This is a genomic window from Actinomyces oris (genome assembly GCF_001937665.1).
Classification (GTDB): Bacteria; Actinomycetota; Actinomycetes; order Actinomycetales; family Actinomycetaceae; genus Actinomyces; species Actinomyces stomatis.
The window spans coordinates 78,069-98,501 of record NZ_MSKL01000020.1; the positions used below are offsets into that span (position 1 = coordinate 78,069).

Here is a 20,433-nt window from a genome sequence, read left to right on the forward strand (position 1 = left end):
TGAACTAAGTGAGTATGTGAATCAGATGTGTTGGTTGGGGGCGGTCTGCGTGAGGGTGGTGTGGATGCGGCGGAAGTCGGATTCGCGGTCGCGGATGCGGAAGGGGAGGTCGTAGACGTAGGAGACGCCAGAACCGGGGTGGGTGTGAGTACGCTCCGATAGTGGCATGTCCTCGTTGGAGGTAGGGCGCTTGCGCTTTTCCCAAGCCTGGCGGACCGGAGTGGGTAGCTGGCGACCATTCGCGTCATAGACGTAGGCGCCCTGGCCGCGGCCGTGATCGTAGTCGTACAGCACCGCGAACTGGGTGCGGTAGATCGTGCACAGGTCCTCAATCGGCACGCCTAGCATCATCGCCACCATGACGTCGATCTCCGCTTGGGCGTTGCGACGATCCTCCGCCCGACGCAAGGGTGTGTCCGCTGTCCAGTCCGGACCGATTGACCGCTCGTCATAACGCTCCAGGATCGGAGTGTCAACCACAAATGACTCATCCCAGCACTCCGTCCACAGGTCTGCGTAGGCGTCCGTGAGGCAGTTAAGGCGGAGAACTCTAGCAGCAATTCTTAAAGTAAGCGAGTCGTTCTCGTTTAGCCTGGGGAGGCGATTGAATGTAGACATCTGTATTGTTGATTTAGGTGAAGAGCGCACTGAGAAGTCTGCGAGAAGGCTTGAGGATACGCCTAGTATTGCTGGAAGTGAACTCAATGTGAGATCATTTGAGCCTGCAGAAGAAACACCATGTACGTGTGTTGATCCTGGAGGAATGATAGATGGAATGAAGGTTCTTTCTCCGGTGTTGGCTGCCATGGCGCGCCAGGCAATGCGGTAATGGTCGCGGGCGGGAGAATTGTCCCAATGAGTGTAGAGACGGTCATACGTGGCGCGGTCGCCCGCGGGCTTGTACTGGGTGACGGGTTGTGCGCTCGGAGGGAGTGCTTCCAAGTCGGTTGAAGTCCAGTCCTGGTTGTGGCGCATAGATTCGTTGGGTTGCTTGTACAGCGGGGCTGAGACGTGAAGATGAGGTCCTTGAAGGATGGCGTCGCCCCAGGATGTGGGCCCCCATTTTTTTTCAAAGCGTCCCTTCTCGAAGTCTGACGTTTCATGCCAACCCGCTGAGAACTGGAGATTGAGACTGTCGATGCGTAGTTGTACGGCCAGTGTTGCCAACGTTCGTGATGCTGCTGAGTTAACAGTCGAGACCATGGGGGTCGAGCACCAGTCGTCAGATTCCGTCACCGATTGCCAAGTCTTTAGCGCTGCTTCATCAATGGATTCGATGCGGGCTGCATGAGGGCGTAGGTCCCAGGTTCCGGTGTGTGGATCCTTGAAGCCTGGTTCCTCGCCGCTGCCATCGTGCAGGAGCGAGCGCACTACTGTATCGGGGTGATATAAGGCTGCGGCATGCAGGAATTGTGGAGAGCGAGGTGCTCCATATACGTGAACTCCGTAGTGCTTGTGATCTTCAATGTCAAAGAGTCGGAGTTCATTGATGAATCGCCAGTGTCGCCGTAGGTGCTTGTATGTGACGGCGCGGAGTCTGGAGATTTTGGTGTCAGTAAAATGGGTGTTCATGTGGATGAGTGATGAGATGCCGTACTCATCCTGGTGTTCCCATACCTGACACATGAATGCGCGATAGAGATCCGGCTGGCCGCTGAGCAACGGATAGACGGTTGGGTCGCTCAGAAGCTCAGAGAGCACGATGACCTCAGCGGTTCCGTCGAGGACTGTGTGCAGGACTCCAGGACGAGCCAAGGTGCGTGGCATTCGCTCGTTCTTTGCGGTGACGGAAGGCTTGTTACTGAGTGACCACCAGGGGTCTCCTTCCGCGAGAAGACCAGCAACATCGGTGCGGGGCCTCACCCACGGCGGGTTCCCCACCTGGAGGTCGAAGCCACCGCGGGCGAAGACGGTGGCGAAGTCGAGCTCCCAGTGGAAGAAGCCCTGGGCCTCCGCTACCTTTTGGGCCACGGTGAGCCACTCGTGCTCGTCAATGACCGACTGCACTTTGCGGGCCCCGGCGAGGCCGAGCTCAACCTCCTCCATGGTCTCCAGCTCTGCCCAGGAGGAGGCATCCACAAGGGTCCCATCGGTGCCCTTGGCGTCCTTGACCTGCTTTCCCAGCAGCCCCTCCAGGGCGTCCAGCCACTCATCGAGGCTCGGCGGCGTCACATCCGTGGTCAGCGGCCAGAACCACAGGGCGCACCACGCATCCATGACCAGGCGCAGACGCCGGTACGCTGAACCCGGCGCCGCCAGGTAGGCCTCGATCTCTTCGCGGGACACCGTTGAACCGGAGCCCTCCTGTGCGTTGCGGCCCCACAGGTCAATGCGGCGCGAGGCCTCCGCCTCCGCCACCCGCAGGCGCCGCAGGGTCATCTCCCACAGGACTTCCACACGCCGAGCCAAGGCTGTCAACCGCAAGGCCTGGGTGGTGCTCAGCGCCTTCGTGATCTCCTTGCGCCAGGTCTTGAGGGCCTTAAGCCTGCCGGCATCAACCAGGTCCCGCACCTGCTTGGGGATCTCCACCGCGCTGCCCCAGCCCTTGGCCGGCAGGAGGAAGTGGTGGATGTTCCCGGAGACGTCCAGCGCCCCGCCGATCCGGTGCCGGGAGGCGGCATCGGCGTCGTCGAGCACGGCCGCCACCTGGCTCAGCGGCTCGGCCACCGGAGCGGCCGACAGCCACGCCCGCTTCTTTAGCTGGGAGGTGGAGTACAGGGCCCGGCGCGCCCCTACCAGCGAGTTACCGCGCCGCAGCCGTAGCCCGAACCACGGGGCCGCCAGCCCCTCCACCATCGTGTCCAGCCACAGGGACACCTCCGCCAGCTCCACTGCCGTCGCGTTGAGGTCCACCCCGTAGACCTGGTGCAGGGCGATGAAGGCCTTCACCTTCGCCAGTTCCCGGGGCCGCTCCTCAGGATCCACACGCCGGCCCAGCTCGCGCTCGCGCCGCGAGAGATACTGCTCCGCCAGCTGGCGCACCGCCTCAATCGCGAAGGCCCCCGAGCCCAGCGCCGGCTCACACACCGTCAGGTGCAGGATCTCCTCAGCGCTCGTCGTTCGCCCGTCCTGATCCAGCAGCTCCTCCAGCGCCTGCTGCACCGTGAAACGCGTCAGCACCTCCGGGGTGTAGAAGGAAGCCGAGCGCTGCCGGTCCCGGCCGGAGAGCCGGTAGACGAACTGACCCTTCTCATAGGTGACGTTGCGGCGTTCACCCGTCACCTCATCCTCCACCGTCACGAAGTCCTTCTCCTCCAGGCCCTTCATGACGTCCTCGGGCACCACCCACGAGCCCTTCGAGGCGTCACCGCCCGGCGCCACCTCCCACAGGCGCTCGGTGGCGAAGGAACCCGAGTAGCTCATGAGCCCCTCGTAGACGGCGCCCAGCTGGTTGATGCCCAGCTCCACATAGGAGATGAAGCCTCGGCCGCTCTTGCTGTTCTCCTTGGTCAGCAGCAGGTGGCGCAGCACCCGCAGCAGGGCCCCGTTGCCCAGGCCCACCTCGTCAATGAGGGCGGTCGCCACCGGGCGGAAGAGGTCGGCGCGCATCGGCCGGAAGACCAGACCATCGAAGCCACCCTCGTCGGCGGCTGGCACCTGCTCATTGTGGCCCTCATCGACCAGGCGGAACAGCCGGTCCAAGGACTCATAGATATGCGTGCCCGCCAGGGACGACTCCTCATGCAGCTCCCTGAGGGCCAGTTCGCGCAGACGATCCAGGCCGTAGCCGGCGTCGTACTCGGCGGCGCCCACCGGCAGGACCCCCAGCTCGGGGCTCGCCTCCGCATACAGCAGGAAGATGATCCGGTAGATGTAGCGCAGCGACTGCAGGGCCAGATCCTGCGCCCGCTCCTGGGCCAACGGCTCCAGCCCCCGCGCGGCGCGACGGCGCACCACCTCATTCGCGATGATCTCAATCGAGGAGCGCACGCCCTCACGCAGATCCTTCGAGACCCCCACCGTGTGGGCCGCCGAGTCCTCCAAGGTGGCCGCCCACCACGTCTCGCCCTCCGCCGTCGGTAGCAGAGAGCGGGCATCCAGGCAGGTCAAGGCCCGCTCCACCTCGCCGCCGCGCGTGGCCTCATGACGCTCGACGACGAGCTGCACGTTCACCGCCAGCCAGCGGCCCTCCGGCCACCGTTCCCGCTCCGCTACCAGCGCCCACTGGCCCGCCAGGACCAGAGCGAAGGCCGGGCCGTGACCATCCGTCATGAGCGTCGACAGCGCCCGGGACACCGACTCTACCGGCTCAGCCTCCTCCAGTGCCGGGGCGTCGGGGTCCCCCAGATCCACGGGCTGCCACTCCTCAGCGAGCGTAGAGGCGTCCTTGACCAGCAGGTCCTCCACCGTGGTCACCGGGCGGGCGCGCAGCAGCGCCAGCGGCGCCGGGCCTTCATCGCCCACCGGCCTCACCAGGGTCACCGGGCCCCGATCGGTCAGCCGGTACTCCGACGACGTGAAGCCCAGAATCTCGCGCAGGAGCGCATCGAGCTCGCCGGCCGCCTCCAGGGCGGCGCCGGTCAGGGAGCCTGCGTCGTCGGCGGGAAGGGCCGCCAGCAGCTCCTCCAAGCGGGAGCGCTCGGAACGGAACCGGGAGCGAGGCGTCGGCGTCGAGGCAGTACCGGGATCGGCCGGCTTCTCCAGGGCCTCCCACTCCTTGCGACGCTCCAGCACGCGCGCCAGGAAGGACTCCTTGGTGGCGTCGGTCGTGAAGTAGTGCTCGCTGATCCAGTCCTCGCCGACGACCAGCGCATCCGACACCGCCATCAGAGATCCCCTTCCATCCCGAAGTCCTGCGGCACCACCACCAGCAGCGGGCGCACCAGCGTGTGCGCGGGCAGGTGCTGTTTCCTGAGCTCGTGCTCCTGCGCCACCGTGATCCGCTGCTCGCGCAGGTGGCGGTTCTGGATGAGGCGACCGGCCTCGTCATCCCAGGTATTCGCACGTTCCGCCCAGGCCTCAACCCGAGCCTCGGCCTGACGGCTCGCCGCGTCCACCGTCACCTTCATGTGGTCCTTGGCCACCTTCACCGCCGGGGAGATGAGCGCCTCCAGCAGGCTGGTCTGCGTCACCGGCCCGGAGTTCCGCAGCTCCCGGGAGATACCCACCGCCTCGAACATGGCGGTGGGGGAGTCATGCACCTGCCCGATCGGCACCGCCTCGACCGGCCGGCCCGCATCCAGCTCCGACTGCGCGGCCGCCAGGTCCAGGTAGGGGAAGTCGGCACTGACACACACCATCGACACCGTCCGGCCCGCCTGGTTCGTCAGAGTCCCCAGCAGCAGGACGGTCGGCGAGTCGACGTCGCCGCGCACCGCGAACACTGAGGAGCGGCCAAGCTTGGCCAGAACCCGGTCGCCGGCCCAGTCCAGCACCGGGTGCAGCGGCCCCAGGTAGTGGGCCTCCGGCCAGGAGGAGTCCGAGGAGTCACTCAGGGCCTCCGTGAGAAGACGCGCGCCCTTCGTCTGCGTCGTCGCCAGCTTGAGATGCTCCTGGACACGGCGCTCACGCAGATAGGACTGCGGCAGCACCGACAGGCGATGGCGAAGCCCCGCCGGGGGCACCATCTCCACGATGTGCTGTGTACCGTGCTCGCGCCACGAGACACCCCCGCCGCCGGTCTGACGCTGCTCAGGCTCCTCAGGGCGCTCATAAAGCTCAGTGAGGGCCTGGCGCAGATAGTCCAGCTGGGTTTCGTACAGCGTCGATGTCGCCAGAGGGGCAGCGGGCTGGATGGGGGAGACTGGACCGGCCGGGTCACCGGGATTGCTTGGATCAGCAGGGGAGTCCTCGGTGCCGGTGGGTGCAGCGGCGTCGTCGCCCCGGGCCTCGGCCGTGCCCGTCAGCTTCGCGAACAGGGCCGCCATCGGATCCAGGTTGAGTGCGTCGTCGGCGTCGGGGACGACGTCGTCAATGTCCTGCCCGGCCGCCAGCGCCTGACGGATCGCCTCCTCCTCCTTCTCACCCGAGTACAGGCCCATGAGGGAGGCGGCGTCGCCCAGGGCCCGATGCGCCTGATCCTCCTTCTCCATCAGGCGCGTGAGCACCCGGACGTCGCCGGAGAAGCGCGGGTCCGACGGGCTCAGCAGCAGGGTCGTGATCTGCGGTGAGACACTCTGGCCGTAGCGGTCGATGCGGCCATTGCGCTGCTCGATGCGGATGAGCGACCAGGGAATGTCGTAGTGGATGAGCTCATGGCACTGGGCGTGCAGGTTGACGCCCTCCGAGGCGACGTCGCCAGTCACCAGGACGCGCACCGGAGTGTGGGCCTGGCGGAACTGCTCCACGATCTCCTGCTGCTCCACGTCGGACAGGCTCCCGTGCATGACCCGCACCGCGTCGGCGGGCAGGCACAGGTCCTCACGCAGGTGCTCAGCCAGCCAGGTCAGCGTCGCGATGCGCTCAGCGAAGACGACGACGCGCTCGGTCGACCTGGGGGCGATCCCGATGCGGCGCAGCTCGGTCAGCAGCGCCTGGTACTTACCCGATGCCGTCGTGTTGGCTTCGACGGCCAGCTCGCGCAGGCGGGTCAGGACCTGTGACTGCTCCGAGGGCTCTGTGCCGGATTCGCATGCTGCCCGGCTGCGGCGTCGGGCCAGGCGCTCGTCGATCGTCTGGATGAGGGCTGCCGGTGAGGACAGGAAGGACTTGGCCAGGGTCCAGGCGAACAGGGAGTCGCCGCGCGAGCCCGCTTTCCGGCCTCCGGGCAGGGTGGCGCCGTCGGAACGGTGCAGCCAGGTGCGCGAGAGCTCGCCGGCCACCGCGTCCTCGGCCGGGGAGGGCTCCACCAGCTTGTTGACCGGAGTCAGGCGCTCCTTCCAGCGGCCCCCCACGACGTCGCGCACCTCGTCGGAGTGACGGTGACGGCGGATGACGAGGCGACGCACCGCCTCCTCATCGAGGGAGCCGTCCGCGCGCACCGCCGTCGGCTCCAGCAGACGGATGAGTTCGGCGAAGGACTTCGGGTTGCCGTTGTGGGGCGTGGCCGAGGCCAGGATGAGGGCGTCGGTCTGGCGGGCCAGAATGTCCGCGAGCCGGTTGTTGAGCGTGCCTTTGTTAGTGACGTTGTGCGACTCGTCGATGACGACCGCGTCCCAGCGCTGCTTGCGCAGATGATTGAGGTAGCGGTCCGACTTCAGCGTGTCGATGGAGATGATCGCGCGGTGGAACACCGAGAACGGGTTGCGCGAGGCCGGCACCGAACGGCGCACCCGCTGGATGCCCACCGAGTCCAGGCGCACGAAGGGCAGGGCGAAGCGCGACCACATCTCGTGCTGCATCTGCTCGAGCACGTGACGGGGCGTGACGATGAGAATGCGGTCGCCCCGGCCGCGGCGCACGAGCTCGGCCAGAATCATGCCGATCTCCAGGGTCTTGCCCAGGCCCACGGTGTCAGCCAGGAGGATGCGCGGGCGCAGGTTCGCCGGGTCCAGGGCCTGGCGGACTGCCGTCAACTGGTAGGCCAGCGGGTCGGCGAGGACGTCACTGACCACGGCCAGGTCGGTCGAGGTCGCCGGGAGCGCCGTCTTGCGTAGCGTCGCCTCCAGCCACAGTCGCGAGAGCCGGTGACGAGTGGAGGTGTCCGCGATGACCCGGGTGTGGCGCGGATCCACCGGGACGATGTGGTCAAGACCAGCGGAGAACTGCGCCGTCGTGTCCCGAACCAGCTCGGACAGGCCCTGCACCGTCACCAGCATGCCGTCAGACGTGGTGGAGACCTGGGTGACCAGCCAGTCCTCGTCGCGTACCCGGACCACAGAGCCCGGAGCGACATCAAGAGAAGGGAGGGAAGGAGCAGGATCCGTCACCGCATCCTGGGGAGTCGTGGGCGCCGTTGTCACGGAAGTGATTTTAGGACGCCGGCGCAGGTGGTCGAGACCAATTCGGGGCAGTGACTGATCTGTGACCTGCGGGCCGGTGCGGGGCTACAGCGAGCAGAACTGGCGGGCGTGCGTCCTCGGTAGGACGCCCCGGCATGTACAGACTTGCCGCAGTGAGATGGACGTTCTGGTAGTCAACGACGACCGCCATTTAGAGGGCCACGAGTAGCCTCCTGCGAAGAAAGATAGACCCCGCCAGTCCCGGAGGACGGCGGGGAGTTATGGGATTAGGTTAGGGGCTTGCGGGGTGCGAGACTAGATGACATAAGTGTGTCGTGGAACACATTTCACTCGGTGGCGTATCTCCCCCTACTGCCTTGCTCAGGTATGACGGGAAACTGTTCTCCCAGCTATCAGTGCGCGAGGACGCACCCTCGGGGACGTACTTGGTGATCGAGGACTGCGTTCTCCTCCAGGTCACTGGGGTTTGACCGCAGTGATCTGGAGGAGAAGTACGTCCCCGGCGGACATCGCAGTCCTCGATGCGGACTGGCTGGCTCCTGGTGCTGGAGTATGGCGGGGCGCCGGTGCGCTGGCCTCAGCGGCGGGCGAAGCGGGTCAGGACGACGCCGGCGGTCACCACGGCGCCGGCGACGGCGGCCGCCTTGGCGAGCGTGGAGGTCGCCTCGGAGTCACCCTGCTTAGCGCGCTCCCAGGTCTGCTCAGCCTGCTCGGCCCATCGGCGGGCCTCCTCGCGCAGTCGGCTGGCGCCGGCCTCCGCCTGCTCGCGCAGGTGGTCGGCCTTGGCGCTCGCCTGCTCGCGCAGATGCTCCCCGGCCTCCTTCGCCTGCGTGCGCGGGTCGACCCGGGAGGCGAACTCGTCGACGCTCGCCGCCAGGGCCACGCGCTGGGCGCGCAGCCGCTCCTCGATCTGCTCGGGGCTCAGCGACCTGGACCCGGTGGCCTCGGCGCCGGAGGCACCTGCCTGCGTCCCGCTAGTCATACCCTGCCCGCCCGGGCGCGGAAGGCCTTGACCGCAGCGACGGTCGCCGTCACGCTGAGGCCCGCCAGGGCGAGCCCCGCCACCGTGACGATCCCCAGGGAGGCGGGGTCGCCGTCGCGGGCGTCGTCGAACAGGCGGGAGACGCGTTGGCCGAAGGTCAGCGTGCCGGGCTCGTAGGTATCGACCCCGCCCTCGGGGTCGGTGCCACCACCGGCCAGGGAGACCAGGCGGTTCTTGACCTGCCCGACCGTGTCCTCAACTTTGCTGACGGCCTGGCTGCGCAGCTCCTGGACCTTCTCGCGGGCCTTGAGCTTGGCGACCCTGGCCAGGTTGTTCGGAGCCAGGCGCGCGGCGAGCTCGTCGACGTCGGCGGCCAGCGTCAGGCGCCGAGCCGCCATATCGGACAGGACGGCGTCAGCCGACGGCGCGGCCTCAGCAGCCGGCGCGGCGGGGACGGATGTGGACGTGGGAGCGTTGTGGGTGCTCACTTGGCGTTCCCCCTCTCCAGGCCGGAGGCGACGGCCCCCTTGACGGCGTTGACCGACTCCATCAGACCCTCCTGTGGCGTGGGTGTGTCGGCCTTGGCGGCCTTGAGCCGCTTGATGCCGATCAGGGCCATCGGCACGGCGATCACGGTGAGGAGCAGCGCCACCACGAGGAAGGCGGCCCACAGCGGCATGATGTTGGACAGCCCCGACGTCATGGCTCCCAGCACCAACCCGAAGATGAACAGGGCCAGCACCCCGGCGGCGGCGAGCAGCCCGGCCCCCAGACCCATCTCCTTGGCCATGCGCTGGCCCTTGGCCTTGGCCAGGTCGATCTCGCCGCGCACCAGCGCGGAGATGTTCTCCGAGATGCGGGCGATGAGCTCACCGAGCGTGGGCTGGGTGCTGCCGCTGGCCCTGCGAGGAGGCGTGGTGGAGGCCGACGGCGTCGCCTGCGACGGCGGGGGAGGTGGCTGGTTGTTGGGCATGAACGGACCTTCTCATGTGAGGCACGGCGTTGGAGGCAATCAGCTGACTGCGAGGCGGCGGGATCGCGACAGTGGGACGACCCGCCGAACTAAGAATCTCACAGCCTGCGCCATCGTGGAACAACGCAGGCCCGAGCGGGTTTGTAGGTTTGGGAGATAGGGGCCGGCTTTCGCCACCGGCGATCTACGAAGGACTGCCGTCGCCGCCCTGACCGGTAGGGCGATCCGGACCGTGCCGACGGAGTGGAACGAGTCGGTGCGGAGCGTCGGTGCGGGCGGCCCGCAGGCCCGCTACTCCTGGTTCCAGGCCTGCCAGAGGCTCGCGTACTCCCCGCCGAGGGCCACGAGCTCGTCATGGCTGCCCAGCTCGACGATCCTCCCGTCCATGACGACGGCGACCCGGTCGGCGTCAGCGGCCGTGTAGAGACGGTGGGCCACCTCGATGACGGTGCGCCCGGCCAGCGCCGTGGACAGGGTCCGCTCCAGGGTGCGGGCGGCGCGCGGGTCCAGCAGCGAGGTGGCCTCATCCAGGATGAGCGTGTGCGGGTCCAGCAGCACGAGCCGGGCCAGCGCCACCTCCTGGGCCTGGGCGGGGCTGAGCTCGAGGTGACCCGACCCGACCATCGTGTTCATCCCCTCGGGCAGCGCGTCCACCCAGGTGTCGGCCCCGATGGCCTCAATGGCCTCGCGGATCGTGTCATCGGAGGCGCGGGGGCGGCCCAGGCGCACGTTGTCCGCCACGGTGCCGACGAACACGTGGTGCTCCTGGGTCACCAGGGCCACGTGGCGGCGCAGCTCGTCCTCCGTCAGGTCCGTCAGCGCCACTCCTCCCACGGTGACGCTCCCGGAGGTGGGCGGGTTGATGCCGGCCAGCATCCGCCCCAGCGTGGACTTCCCGGACCCCGAGGGCCCGACGACGGCCAGCCGCTCCCCGGGCACGAGCTCCAGGTCGATCCCGTGGAGCACCTCGACGCCCTCCCGGTAGGAGAAGCGCACGTCGTCGAGCACGATCCGCGTGCCCTCGGGCTCCTGGCCGGTGGGGGCGCGGTCGTCGGGGACCTCCTCCACCCCCAGGATGCGGGACAGGGAGGCCTGGGCGATCTGGACCTGGTCGATCCAGAACATGAGCTGGCCCACCGGTTTGCGCAGCTCCATGGAGTAGAGGGCGACAGTGGTGATCGCCCCCAGGGTCGCGTAGCCGCGGCCGGCCAGGAACCCGCCCCACAGGAGGATGACGACGACGGGCGCCCGCCAGGCGACGTCGAGCACCATGAACAGGCGCACCCGCAGCGCGGCCGTGTAGCGCTCCAAGGACCATGCCTCCTTGACGGAGGCCATGATGGCGCGCTCGCGGCGAGCCCCGATACCCAGCGCGTCCACGGTCTCGGCGTGCTCGACCGTCTCGGAGACCGCCCCGTTGAGACGGGCCTGGGCGGCCGACTCGGCCCGGTAGGCGGGGATGGAGATCGGCAGGTACCAGCGCATCATCGACCACACGGGCGGGGCGATGACGAGCAGCCCGAGCGCCAGGAGGGGGTCGGCGACGGCGGCGGCCAGGAGCGTGAAGACGATCGTCACCACGCACACGAGGATCTGGGGGATCCCCACCCGCACCAGGAACTCGATGCGGGAGACGTCGGTGGTGGTGCGCCCCACGAGGTCGCCGGTGCCGGCGGACTCCACCGCGCTCAGCGGCAGGTGCACCACCCGGTTCATCATGCGCTCGCGCAGCTCGGCGAAGACCGACTCGCCCAGGGTCCGGGCGTGCTTCTGGGCGAAGCGGTTGATGAGCGCGCCCACGAGCGTGACCGCGATGATGGTCAGCACGATCCGGTCCACGTAGCCGGCGTCGGCCCGCCCGGCCGAGACCCGCCCGACCAGCCGCCCCAGCAGCTGCGGGGCCACGAGCGTGGACAGGACCGCCGTGATCTGGAGGACCAGGACGACGGCGAAGCGCCCCCGGTAGGAGGCCATGATCCGGAAGGTCTTGCGCAGGGCGACGGGCCCGGGCGCGACGGGAAGCGCCATCAGCAGCTCGCCTCCGCGTCCTCACCCATGGCCCTCGAGACGACGGCGCGGTAGTCGGCCGCCTGCGCGTGGCCGTCGCGGGCCATGGCCATGAGCTCGCGGTGCGTGGAGCGCAGCCGCTCGGCGCCGCTGGAGTCCAGGAGGACGACCTCGTCGCAGGCCTCCAGGACCAGCGGCGAGGCGGTGACGACGACGGTCGTGCGCCCGGCGCGGGCCCGGTGCACCTGGGCGGCCACGCGGGCCTCGGTGTGGGAGTCCAGGGCGGAGGTCGGCTCGATGAGCACGAGCGTGGGCGCCTCGGTGAGCAGCGCCCGGGCCAGGGCCACGCGCTGACGCTGCCCGCCGGACAGGGACCGGCCCTTCTCGGTGATCATCCCGGCCAGGCCCTCGCTCAGGGAGGTCAGGACATCGCCGGCGTCGGCGATCTCGATGGCCTCGATCAGCCGGTCGTCGCCGGGGGCCTCGCGCTCCTGGGGGCGGACCTGCTGGTCGACGTCGGCCCCGGTGGTGCGTTCGGCCTCGGCGCGCACGAGGTCCTCCAGGCCCGCCGGCTGCGGGTCGGGGCCGCCGCGCACGTCGAGGGCCTCGCGCAGGGTCCCGGTGAAGAGCTGGGCGGTGGCGCCGGAGACGACGACGCTGGCGCGCACCTGCTCCAGGGGCATGGTGGTCAGTGGCCGGCCCGCCAGGGTCACGGTGGGGCCGGCGTCGGTGAAGCGCCCCAGGCGCGTGGCCAGGTCGGCGGAGACCTGCGGGTCGGGGCACACGAGGGCCGTCATGCGGCCCTCCTTGAGGCGCAGGCCGCTGCCGGTGTCCACCAGGTCGCCGCTGACGGGGTGGGCGGCGGCCGGGTCCAGGCTGAGGCGCTCCACGAGGCTGCCGGCGGCCGGCGCCACCTCCAGCAGGCGGCTCAGGCGCCGGGCGCCGACGACGGCCCGGGTGTAGTCCTGCACGGAGCTGGTGAACACCCACAGCGGCCAGGACAGGTAGGCGGTGTAGCCGTAGAAGGTGATGAGCCCGCCGGGGGTGAGGCTGCCGGCCACGGCCATGCGCGCCGCCACCCACACGACGATGGCGGCGAAGAGCCCGGGCAGCAGCACCTGGAGGGTCATGAGGGTGGCCTGGGAGGAGGCCACCTCGACGCCGCGGCGCCGCAGCTCCTGGGAGGCGTCCCGATAGCGGCGGGCGAAGACGTCCTCCCCGCCGATGCCCCGCAGGATCCGCAGGCCCGCCACCGTGTCCGTGGTGATCGTGGTGACCGCGGACTGGGCCTCGCGCTGAACGGCCTGACGCTTCTGCAGGGGACGGATGACCAGGGTGACGATGGCCGCCACCAGCGGCATGCCCAGGATGACGATGAGCCCCAGGCTCACCGAGGTGCGCAGCATGAGGACGGCCACGACGAGGAAGCTGGCCGCCGCCCCCAGCAGGGCCGGCAGGTACTCGATGAGATTGCCCAGGTAGCCGGCGTCGGAGGCGATGATGGTGGCGACCTCACCGGTGGAGACCTGCCGGGACAGGTCCTTGCCCGTGGCCGAGATCTGTCGGCCCACGAGCCGGTCGACGTCGAAGGCGGTGCGCATCCAGGCCGTCACCCCGAAGTAGGACAGCATCGTGTCCCCGACGGCGTAGACGACGAACAGCACCAGCAGCAGGGCGCCGATGCCCCAGACGCGGCTGTTGAGTCCGTTCTCGATCTCGGCGTCGAGGGCCTGCCCCAGGAAGGCCGGCACGATCGCCTGGATGGTGTTGGAGGTGCAGGCTGCCAGGGTCGCCAGGGTGACCGGGACGGCGGCACGGCGCAGCAGCCAGCGCAGAAGCGCCCCGGCCCCGAGGGAAGGGGGCTGGGGGAGTGGAGCGTCGGGGGTCATGGACTGTGCAGTCAGGGCGGACAGCGTTGCCGGGGTGGTCGGGAACGACCGAGAGGACGGTTCGGGCATGATCGCATGAGGCTATCGGAGCTGAAACGGGTGCGGCAGGGGGAGAGCCGGTGACAAGGAAGATACTGGGCACGGGAATATCCGGCGGGTGTGCGGCTCGGGCGGCTGTCGGACGGGTCGTGCAGACGTACCGGAGCCCCGGCCCGACCCCTCAATGGGGGCGGGCCGGGGCTCCGGGCTTGGCAGGGTCGGGACTCATCCAGTGCCGGCTGGTTGAGTCCCGACCCCACCGGCTGCCGCCGTGAGGCGCCAGCAGATGCGTGAGCGGTACCGGGCGGGGCCCGCCTGTCGCGTGCCTCGCGCCGTCTGCTCCTGGGTCACTCGGTGGCGATGGCGTCCAGGACGGGAATCCGGGAGGCGCGCAGCGCCGGCCACAGGGCCGCGATGACGCCGACCACCACGGAGAGCACGAGCATGCCCACCATCTGGCCCCAGGGGATGCTCAGCGACGTGAGCCCCTGATCCTCCAGGACCTCCTTGAGGGCGGCGGCCAGGACCACCCCGGTCGCCCCGCCCAGCACGGTGCCGTACAGGGCGGTGAGGACCGACTCGGTGATGATCTCCCCGGACAGCTGGGCCTTGCCCAGGCCGACGGCGCGCATGAGCCCGATCTCCCGCGTGCGCTCCGAGACCGAGAGCACCAGGGTGTTGACGATGCCCAGGATGGCGATGGCGATACTCAGCCCCAGCAGGCCGTAGAGGATGGCGAGCATCTGGTTGATCTGCTGGCCGACCTGGTCGGAGATCTCGTCGGCGTCGCGCACCGAGTACTGGTAGGTGTCGGCCACGATGTCGCGTGCCTGGTTCCGTACTGCGTTGAGGTCGGCGCCCTCGTCGAGGGTCAGGAGCATGCCCAGTGGCGCGTCCAGGACATGGGCCGCGTCCGTGCTGGTGCCCGGCGAGCTCCAGGAGCCCACCGACGCCGCCAGCTCAGGCGAGATGTAGTAGTTGCCGCCGGTTCCCTTCGGGTCGACGATGGCGCCGACCGTGGCCTCAGCCGACCCGCTGGGGCCGGTGATGGATACCTTGTCTCCCAGCTTGAGGCCCTCGTCCTTCTTCGCGGCTACGTGGGTGGCATCCAGGTCCTCCATCGACCCGGAGCTCGTGGAGACGTCGTAGGCCTTGGAGTAGGTATCGGGCTCGACGACGACGACGGTGGCGGCGGGGTTCTGGCTGCCGTCGGGCTTGGTGACGGAGTCGGCGTAGATGGAGTAGGAGGAGGTCTCCTTGACCCCGTCGATCGCGGCGATGTCCTTGGCCTTGTCGGCTGAGAGCCGGGTGTTCAGGCTGCCGATCGTGGCGGGCTGGACCACGAGGTCGGCCTTGAGGGACTTGTCGATCTCGTCGGCGGTCGAGGCCTGGAAGGAGGCGGCCAGCGTGGCGCCGGCGCACACCAGGGCCATGCCCACCATGAGGGCGCCGGAGGTGTTGGCCGTGCGGCGCGGGTTGTGGATGATGTTGCGCACCGCCAGGCGCCCGGCGGGCCGCAGCAGCCGGAAGGGCAGACCCAGCACGGCCACCACCGGGCGGGCCAGGGTCGGGGAGACGATGAGCAGTCCCAGGACCGTGCCGCCCGCGCCCACACCCATGATGGGGCGGCGCCACGTCAGGTCTGCGTTCACCCACGCGGCGGCGATCGCGGCCACTCCGGCCGCCAGCAGCAGCCCACCCAGGATCGTGCGCAGGACCAGTGACTTCTCCCGGGAGCCCGACACGCCGCGCATGGCCTCGACCGGGTGGGTCAGGGCGGCCTCCCGGGCCGGCAGCAGGGCGCCGACGATGGTGACGCCCAGCCCCACCGCCAGCGAGATCGCGATGATCGGCCCGCTCAGGCCCGTGCCCTCCAGCAGTGGCATGCCCAAGGCGTCGAGTATTGCGGACAGCCCGGCCAGGAGCCCCGCACCCGCGGCCACGCCCAGGGTGGAGCCGACGACGCCGATGACGACCGCCTGCAGGAACACCACGCCGAACACCGAGCCGGGTGAGGCCCCGACCGCCCGCAGGAGGGCGAACTCCTTGACCCGCTGACGCACGCTCATCGCGAAGGAGTTCATGATGATGAAGGAGCCCACGAACATGGCGACGACGACGAAGACCAGCAGGAAGACCTGGATGAAGCCCAGCTGCTTCTCAATGGTCTTGTTCTGCTCCTTGATGACCTCGGCCTGGGTCTGAACCCGGGAGCCGTCGGGAAGGAGCTTGGTGACCTCGGACTTGACCGTGTCCACCGAGGTGCCCTGAGCGACGTCGACGGAGATGCTCGACACCTTGCCGTCCGGGGCGGCGATCGGCATGAGCCAGTTCGGATCCACGCCCACGACCGTCGCGCTGGCCATGGACGACTCGTAGTGGAACTCGCCGACCACGGTGACCTCGCTGGGAGTGCCCTGCACCACGATGTGCGTCTTGTCCCCGACCTTGAGGCCGGAGGTCTTCAGGGCCCCGGACTCCAGGGAGATCTCGCCCCCTCCTTGAGGCTTGTGGCCCTGGACCCAGGTCAGGCCCTCCTCATTGTCATACTGCGGTATGAACAGTGTGGGGGCGCCGGTGGTGGTGACCGGGGTGTCGTTGGCTCCCACGAGGACCCCGGTCATCTCGACTCCGGGGTTGGCTGCCTCCACACCGTCGATCTGCTTGATCTGCTCGGTCAGGGCGCTGTCGATGGGCTGGGACGGTGTGGAGCTCGACGAGTTGTTGTCGCCGTTGGTGGCGAGCTTGGGGCCCTGGACGTACAGGTCGGAGGTGACGGTGGAGGACAGCAGCTTGGAGAAGGTCTCCGACATGGAGGCGCGCAGGGCGAGCGTGCCCGACAGGAACGCCACCCCGAGCATGACGGCGAAGGTGGTCAGGAAGAACTGTTTGGCGTGGGCGCGTACGGAGCGCCAGGCGACTCGTCTCACGGCTCAGGCCCCCTTGACGGCCGGGCCGGTCTGCGGGGCGCCGGCTGCGGGGGCGGGCTCGGCCTCGCTCAGCTCGCGCAGGGCGTCCAGGACCCGGTCGCGGTTGGGCTCATTCAGCTGGGCGACGACGTGGCCGTCGCGCAGGAAGATGACGGTGTCGGCCCAGGCGGCCGCCTCCGGCTCGTGAGTCACCATGACCACCGACTGCCCCAGGTCGTCGACACTGCGTCGCAGGATCTCCAGGACCTGGTCGGTGGAGTGGGAGTCCAGGTTCCCGGTGGGCTCGTCGGCGAAGACGACCGCCGGCTCGCCCACGAGCGCCCGGGCGCAGGCCACGCGCTGGACCTGACCGCCGGAGAGCTCGGCGGGCCGGTGGGACAGGCGCTCCCTGAGGCCGACGGCGTCGATCACCTGGTCGAAGCGCTGCGGGTTGACCTTCTTGCGGGCGATGTCCAGGGGCAGGGTGATGTTCTCCGCCGCCGTGAGGGTGGGGACCAGGTTGAAGGACTGGAAGATGAAGCCGATGCGTTCGCGGCGCAGGCGGGTGAGGCGGCGCTGGTTCATGGAGGAGACCATGTCGCCGTCGAGCATGATCTCCCCGGACGTGATCGAGTCCAGGCCGGCCAGGCAGTGCATGAGCGTGGACTTGCCGGAGCCGGACGGCCCCATGATGGCGGTGAAACGGGCTCGCGCGATGTCGACGTTGACGGAGTCGAGCGCTGTGACGGCGCCCGAGCCGCGGCCGTAGACCTTGGTGAGGCTGCGTGCGGAGACCACAGGGTCATCCACCGGTCGGTGAGGTGTGAGGATGGAGGAAGCGGTGGCTGGAACGGAGCTACTCATAGGTTCAGTTTGACAGTGGTATGGGTGAGGTGAATCCTCCTCGCGGAGGACAGGCCCCTGACTGGGTGGCCGATCGACCCTGACCCGAGGTCGGGGATGTCCCTGAGGTGGGCCGGGACGGGGGTGCAGCTGCGTGGAGGATGAAGGTGTTTTCCCCGGCTGACTCCGTTTCTTAAACCTTTCAGCCGATTCGTGACTACCATCAGGGATGATCGGAGCCTGGTGAAGGACCCGGGATGGGTTGGCGACGAGCCCGATCAGTCGAGGTCACCCAATACGTTCTCCCGGAAGGGCTCTGCATGGATCCGGTTCAGCTCATGATGGCGGCGCATCAGGCCGATGCGGCGGTTGCCGCGCAGACTCCGGACCAGGCCCTGCAGGCCGCGATCGCACAGAGCCGGCCCGACCTGTGGGCACCGCTGTCGACCAACCCGGCGGCCTATCCCGACCTGCTCGGCTGGCTGGCCAGTACCGGGAACGTCGAGGTCCTCGCCAACCTTCGCGCACGCGGCTACCTGACCGACGATGCGGCCGCCAATGCTGCGGACGCCGCGGATGCCGCCGTTACCGCGGGCGGTGAGCCCGCCGTGGATCCCACTGTCGTTCAGGAGGGGCCGGTGCAGACGGAGTCGGCCGACGATGGTGCCGCGCCGGTGGATGAGGGCGAAGCTGAAACGGCTGATGAGTCCGAGGTGGTCGAGGAGAGCGATTCGGAGCCTGTGGAGTCCGCGGAGTCTGCGGCTGAGGCCGCCACGCAGGCTGATGCGGAGGCGGAGGCCGCTGAGGATGCCGCTGACGAGGATCAGGGGTCGGGCTCCGACGAAGCGGATGACGGGGCCGGGGACGAGCCGGGCGCCGATCCGACTGCGGAGCCGACCGAGATCGACGAGTCCGCTGACGAGTCCGCGAGCACCGATGATGACTCTGGCGAGACCGGCGACGATCAGGGGGCCGAGGAGCCCACCGAGCCCGCTGAGGGCGCCGAGGTCGACGAGGCTGAGAGCCAGGCTCCGGAGGGCCAGGACACTGAGGACGCCACAGCCGACGAGCCTGCCGATGCGACTGAGGATCCGGGATCCGACGAGTCGGCTGATGAGCCCGAGGAGGACGCTCCTGAGGGGCAGGCCGCCGAGGATGCCGTCGGCGATGAGTCCGCCGGTGAGGTGAGTGCCGAGGTCGCTGAAGCGGTTGAGACCATGGAGGCCACGGAGTCTGAGGCTGCTGCACAGGCCGATGCGGAGGCGGAGGCCGCTGAGGATGCCGCTGACGAGGATCAGGGGTCGGGCTCCGACGAACCCGATGACGAGGGCGGGGACGAGCCGGGCGCCGATCCGAGTGCGGAGCCGACCGAGGTCGACGAGGCCGCTGACGATTCCGAGGACGCCGCCGACGAGGCTAAGAACACGGCTTCGGAGGGCCCGGATGCCGAGGACGTCGCCAAGGGCGACTCCGGTGAGGCTACGGACTCCGGTGACGACGTCATCGCCCCGGCCGACGAGGAACCGAAGGCCGAGGAATCCACCGAGGCGGAGAACATCGAACCCGTCGACGACGACCCGACCGTCCTCACCCCCGTGTCGCAGTGGCACGAGGTCGACTCGGCCGACACGACGACCGACGTCATGACCTCGGCCCAGTCCGCGGCCGTAGCCGCCGGCTGGGCAGCGGACTCGGCCGCTCCCGCCGCGGGCTCGGCCGAGTCAGTGGCCCTCCCCGTGCCCCCGCCCCCGTCGGCCGAGGACATCGCCGCCTGGGCCGAGACCCCCAGCGGGGCGCCGTCGGGCTTCTCCGCCGCTCAGCCGGCCGTGGAGCTGGACATGTTCGGGCCCCAGATGGCGGCCCAGATGCCGCCTCCCCAGCAGCAGAAGCAGCCGTCGAAGTCCAGCACCGGGCGCCTGATCGCGATCATCGTGGTCCTCCTGCTCGTCATCGCCGGCGGAGGCGGCGTGTGGGCCGGGAACTACTTCGCCAACAAGGGCAAGGGTGAGGACTCCTCCCAGGACAAGGCCGGCGCCAACGGGGACGAGGGCGGCAAGCAGAACGGCCAGGCCGACGCCGCAGCCACGTCGACCGCGGCGGCCCTGCCCTCGGGCGCGGTCAAGGCCTGCTCCAGCATGCCGACCTTCACGATCACCTCGGTGGAGGACGGCCAGGGTGAGCTGAAGGTCCAGGGCAACATGGCGACCTCCTGCACCGAGGGCGACTTCCTGGCCGGATCGTCCAACCAGGTCCTCGTCTACAGCGCCACCAGCCCCACCGGTGGCGCCGACGTCGACCACCTCGTGGCCTCGGGAACCTTCGACCTCTCCAGCGACCCGCTCATCATCCCCAACGGCGGACGGACGGTGACGCTGCGCTTCGGCGAGCAGCACTACTTCCGCACCGCCAAGGACCTCGACCTCAAGGGCCTGTCGGTCAGGCCCTCCTACGACCGCGGCTCCCCGTCCAGCGCCACCTCGAAGAGCTCGACGAACTCCCCGATGACCATCGCCTCCTCAGCGAGCTCCAACGCCAACCAGGAGACGCAGGACGAGCAGGCCGCCGGAGACGCCATCCAGTGGCAGGTCAAGCACGACTACCCCATCGTCATGAACAGCATGCGGGGTAAATGGACCCCGCAGCTGTCCTCCAAGCAGGTCGGCCTGGTGGCCGACGGGCAGACCTGGACCAACCGCTCGATCCTCGCGGAGTTCCTGAAGACACGGCAGTCCAACCCGAAGGCCGTCATCATCGACACCGGTCAATGGCCGGTCTACGACGTCAGCGGCTGGTGGGTGACCCTGTCCGGCGAGCTCTACGACGACGCCGACAAGGCCAACGGCTGGTGCGACGCCCAGGGCTACGACTCCGACCACTGCCTGGCCAAGCGCATCGAGTCCAACGGGTCGCCGCAGGGCACCACCAAGACCCGCTGAGGCTTGAGCCGGCT

The 20,433-nt window shown here is 68.9% G+C and carries 10 protein-coding genes; 1 reads left to right on the forward strand and 9 read right to left on the reverse strand.

The window, feature by feature from the left end; all coding sequences use genetic code 11:
• Positions 1-21: 21 nt before the first annotated feature.
• The 9 genes from BKH28_RS08205 to BKH28_RS08245 form a co-directional block, all read right to left on the reverse strand.
• Positions 22-4,767 carry an Eco57I restriction-modification methylase domain-containing protein gene (locus tag BKH28_RS08205; protein ID WP_075418342.1) on the reverse strand — a complete coding sequence of 1,582 codons (4,746 nt, stop codon included), beginning with the start codon at positions 4,765-4,767 and terminating at the stop codon, positions 22-24.
• Positions 4,767-7,841 (reverse strand): helicase-related protein, encoded by a 3,075-nt coding sequence (locus tag BKH28_RS08210; protein ID WP_256695552.1) that lies wholly within the window; start codon positions 7,839-7,841, stop codon positions 4,767-4,769. Before BKH28_RS08210 ends, BKH28_RS08205 begins: the two co-directional genes overlap by 1 nt.
• 577 nt (positions 7,842-8,418) lie before the next feature.
• A complete protein-coding gene (locus BKH28_RS08215; RefSeq protein ID WP_075418344.1) occupies positions 8,419-8,823 on the reverse strand; it encodes a DUF3618 domain-containing protein in 405 nt (134 codons plus the stop codon).
• Positions 8,820-9,311 carry a DUF3618 domain-containing protein gene (locus tag BKH28_RS08220; protein ID WP_075418345.1) on the reverse strand — a complete coding sequence of 164 codons (492 nt, stop codon included), beginning with the start codon at positions 9,309-9,311 and terminating at the stop codon, positions 8,820-8,822. The genes BKH28_RS08215 and BKH28_RS08220 overlap by 4 nt, the downstream gene beginning before the upstream one ends.
• Positions 9,308-9,796 (reverse strand): phage holin family protein, encoded by a 489-nt coding sequence (locus tag BKH28_RS08225; protein ID WP_075418346.1) that lies wholly within the window; start codon positions 9,794-9,796, stop codon positions 9,308-9,310. Before BKH28_RS08225 ends, BKH28_RS08220 begins: the two co-directional genes overlap by 4 nt.
• Positions 9,797-10,087: 291 nt before the next feature.
• Entirely contained in the window at positions 10,088-11,824 is a 1,737-nt protein-coding gene (locus tag BKH28_RS08230; protein WP_075418347.1) for an ABC transporter ATP-binding protein, read from the reverse strand.
• A complete protein-coding gene (locus BKH28_RS08235; protein ID WP_075418348.1) occupies positions 11,824-13,692 on the reverse strand; it encodes an ABC transporter ATP-binding protein in 1,869 nt (622 codons plus the stop codon). The genes BKH28_RS08230 and BKH28_RS08235 overlap by 1 nt, the downstream gene beginning before the upstream one ends.
• A 386-nt stretch (positions 13,693-14,078) precedes the next feature.
• Positions 14,079-16,661 carry an ABC transporter permease gene (locus BKH28_RS08240; RefSeq protein ID WP_075418349.1) on the reverse strand — a complete coding sequence of 861 codons (2,583 nt, stop codon included), beginning with the start codon at positions 16,659-16,661 and terminating at the stop codon, positions 14,079-14,081.
• Between the two features lie 3 nt (positions 16,662-16,664).
• Positions 16,665-17,504: an ABC transporter ATP-binding protein gene (locus BKH28_RS08245; protein ID WP_178388849.1), complete on the reverse strand. Its 840-nt coding sequence runs from the start codon at positions 17,502-17,504 to the stop codon at positions 16,665-16,667.
• A gap of 299 nt (positions 17,505-17,803) precedes the next feature.
• Between BKH28_RS08245 and BKH28_RS08250 the strand changes: the two genes are divergently transcribed.
• Positions 17,804-20,419, forward strand: a complete 2,616-nt coding sequence (locus BKH28_RS08250) for a hypothetical protein (protein WP_075418351.1) — start codon at positions 17,804-17,806, stop codon at positions 20,417-20,419.
• Positions 20,420-20,433 lie beyond the last annotated feature (14 nt).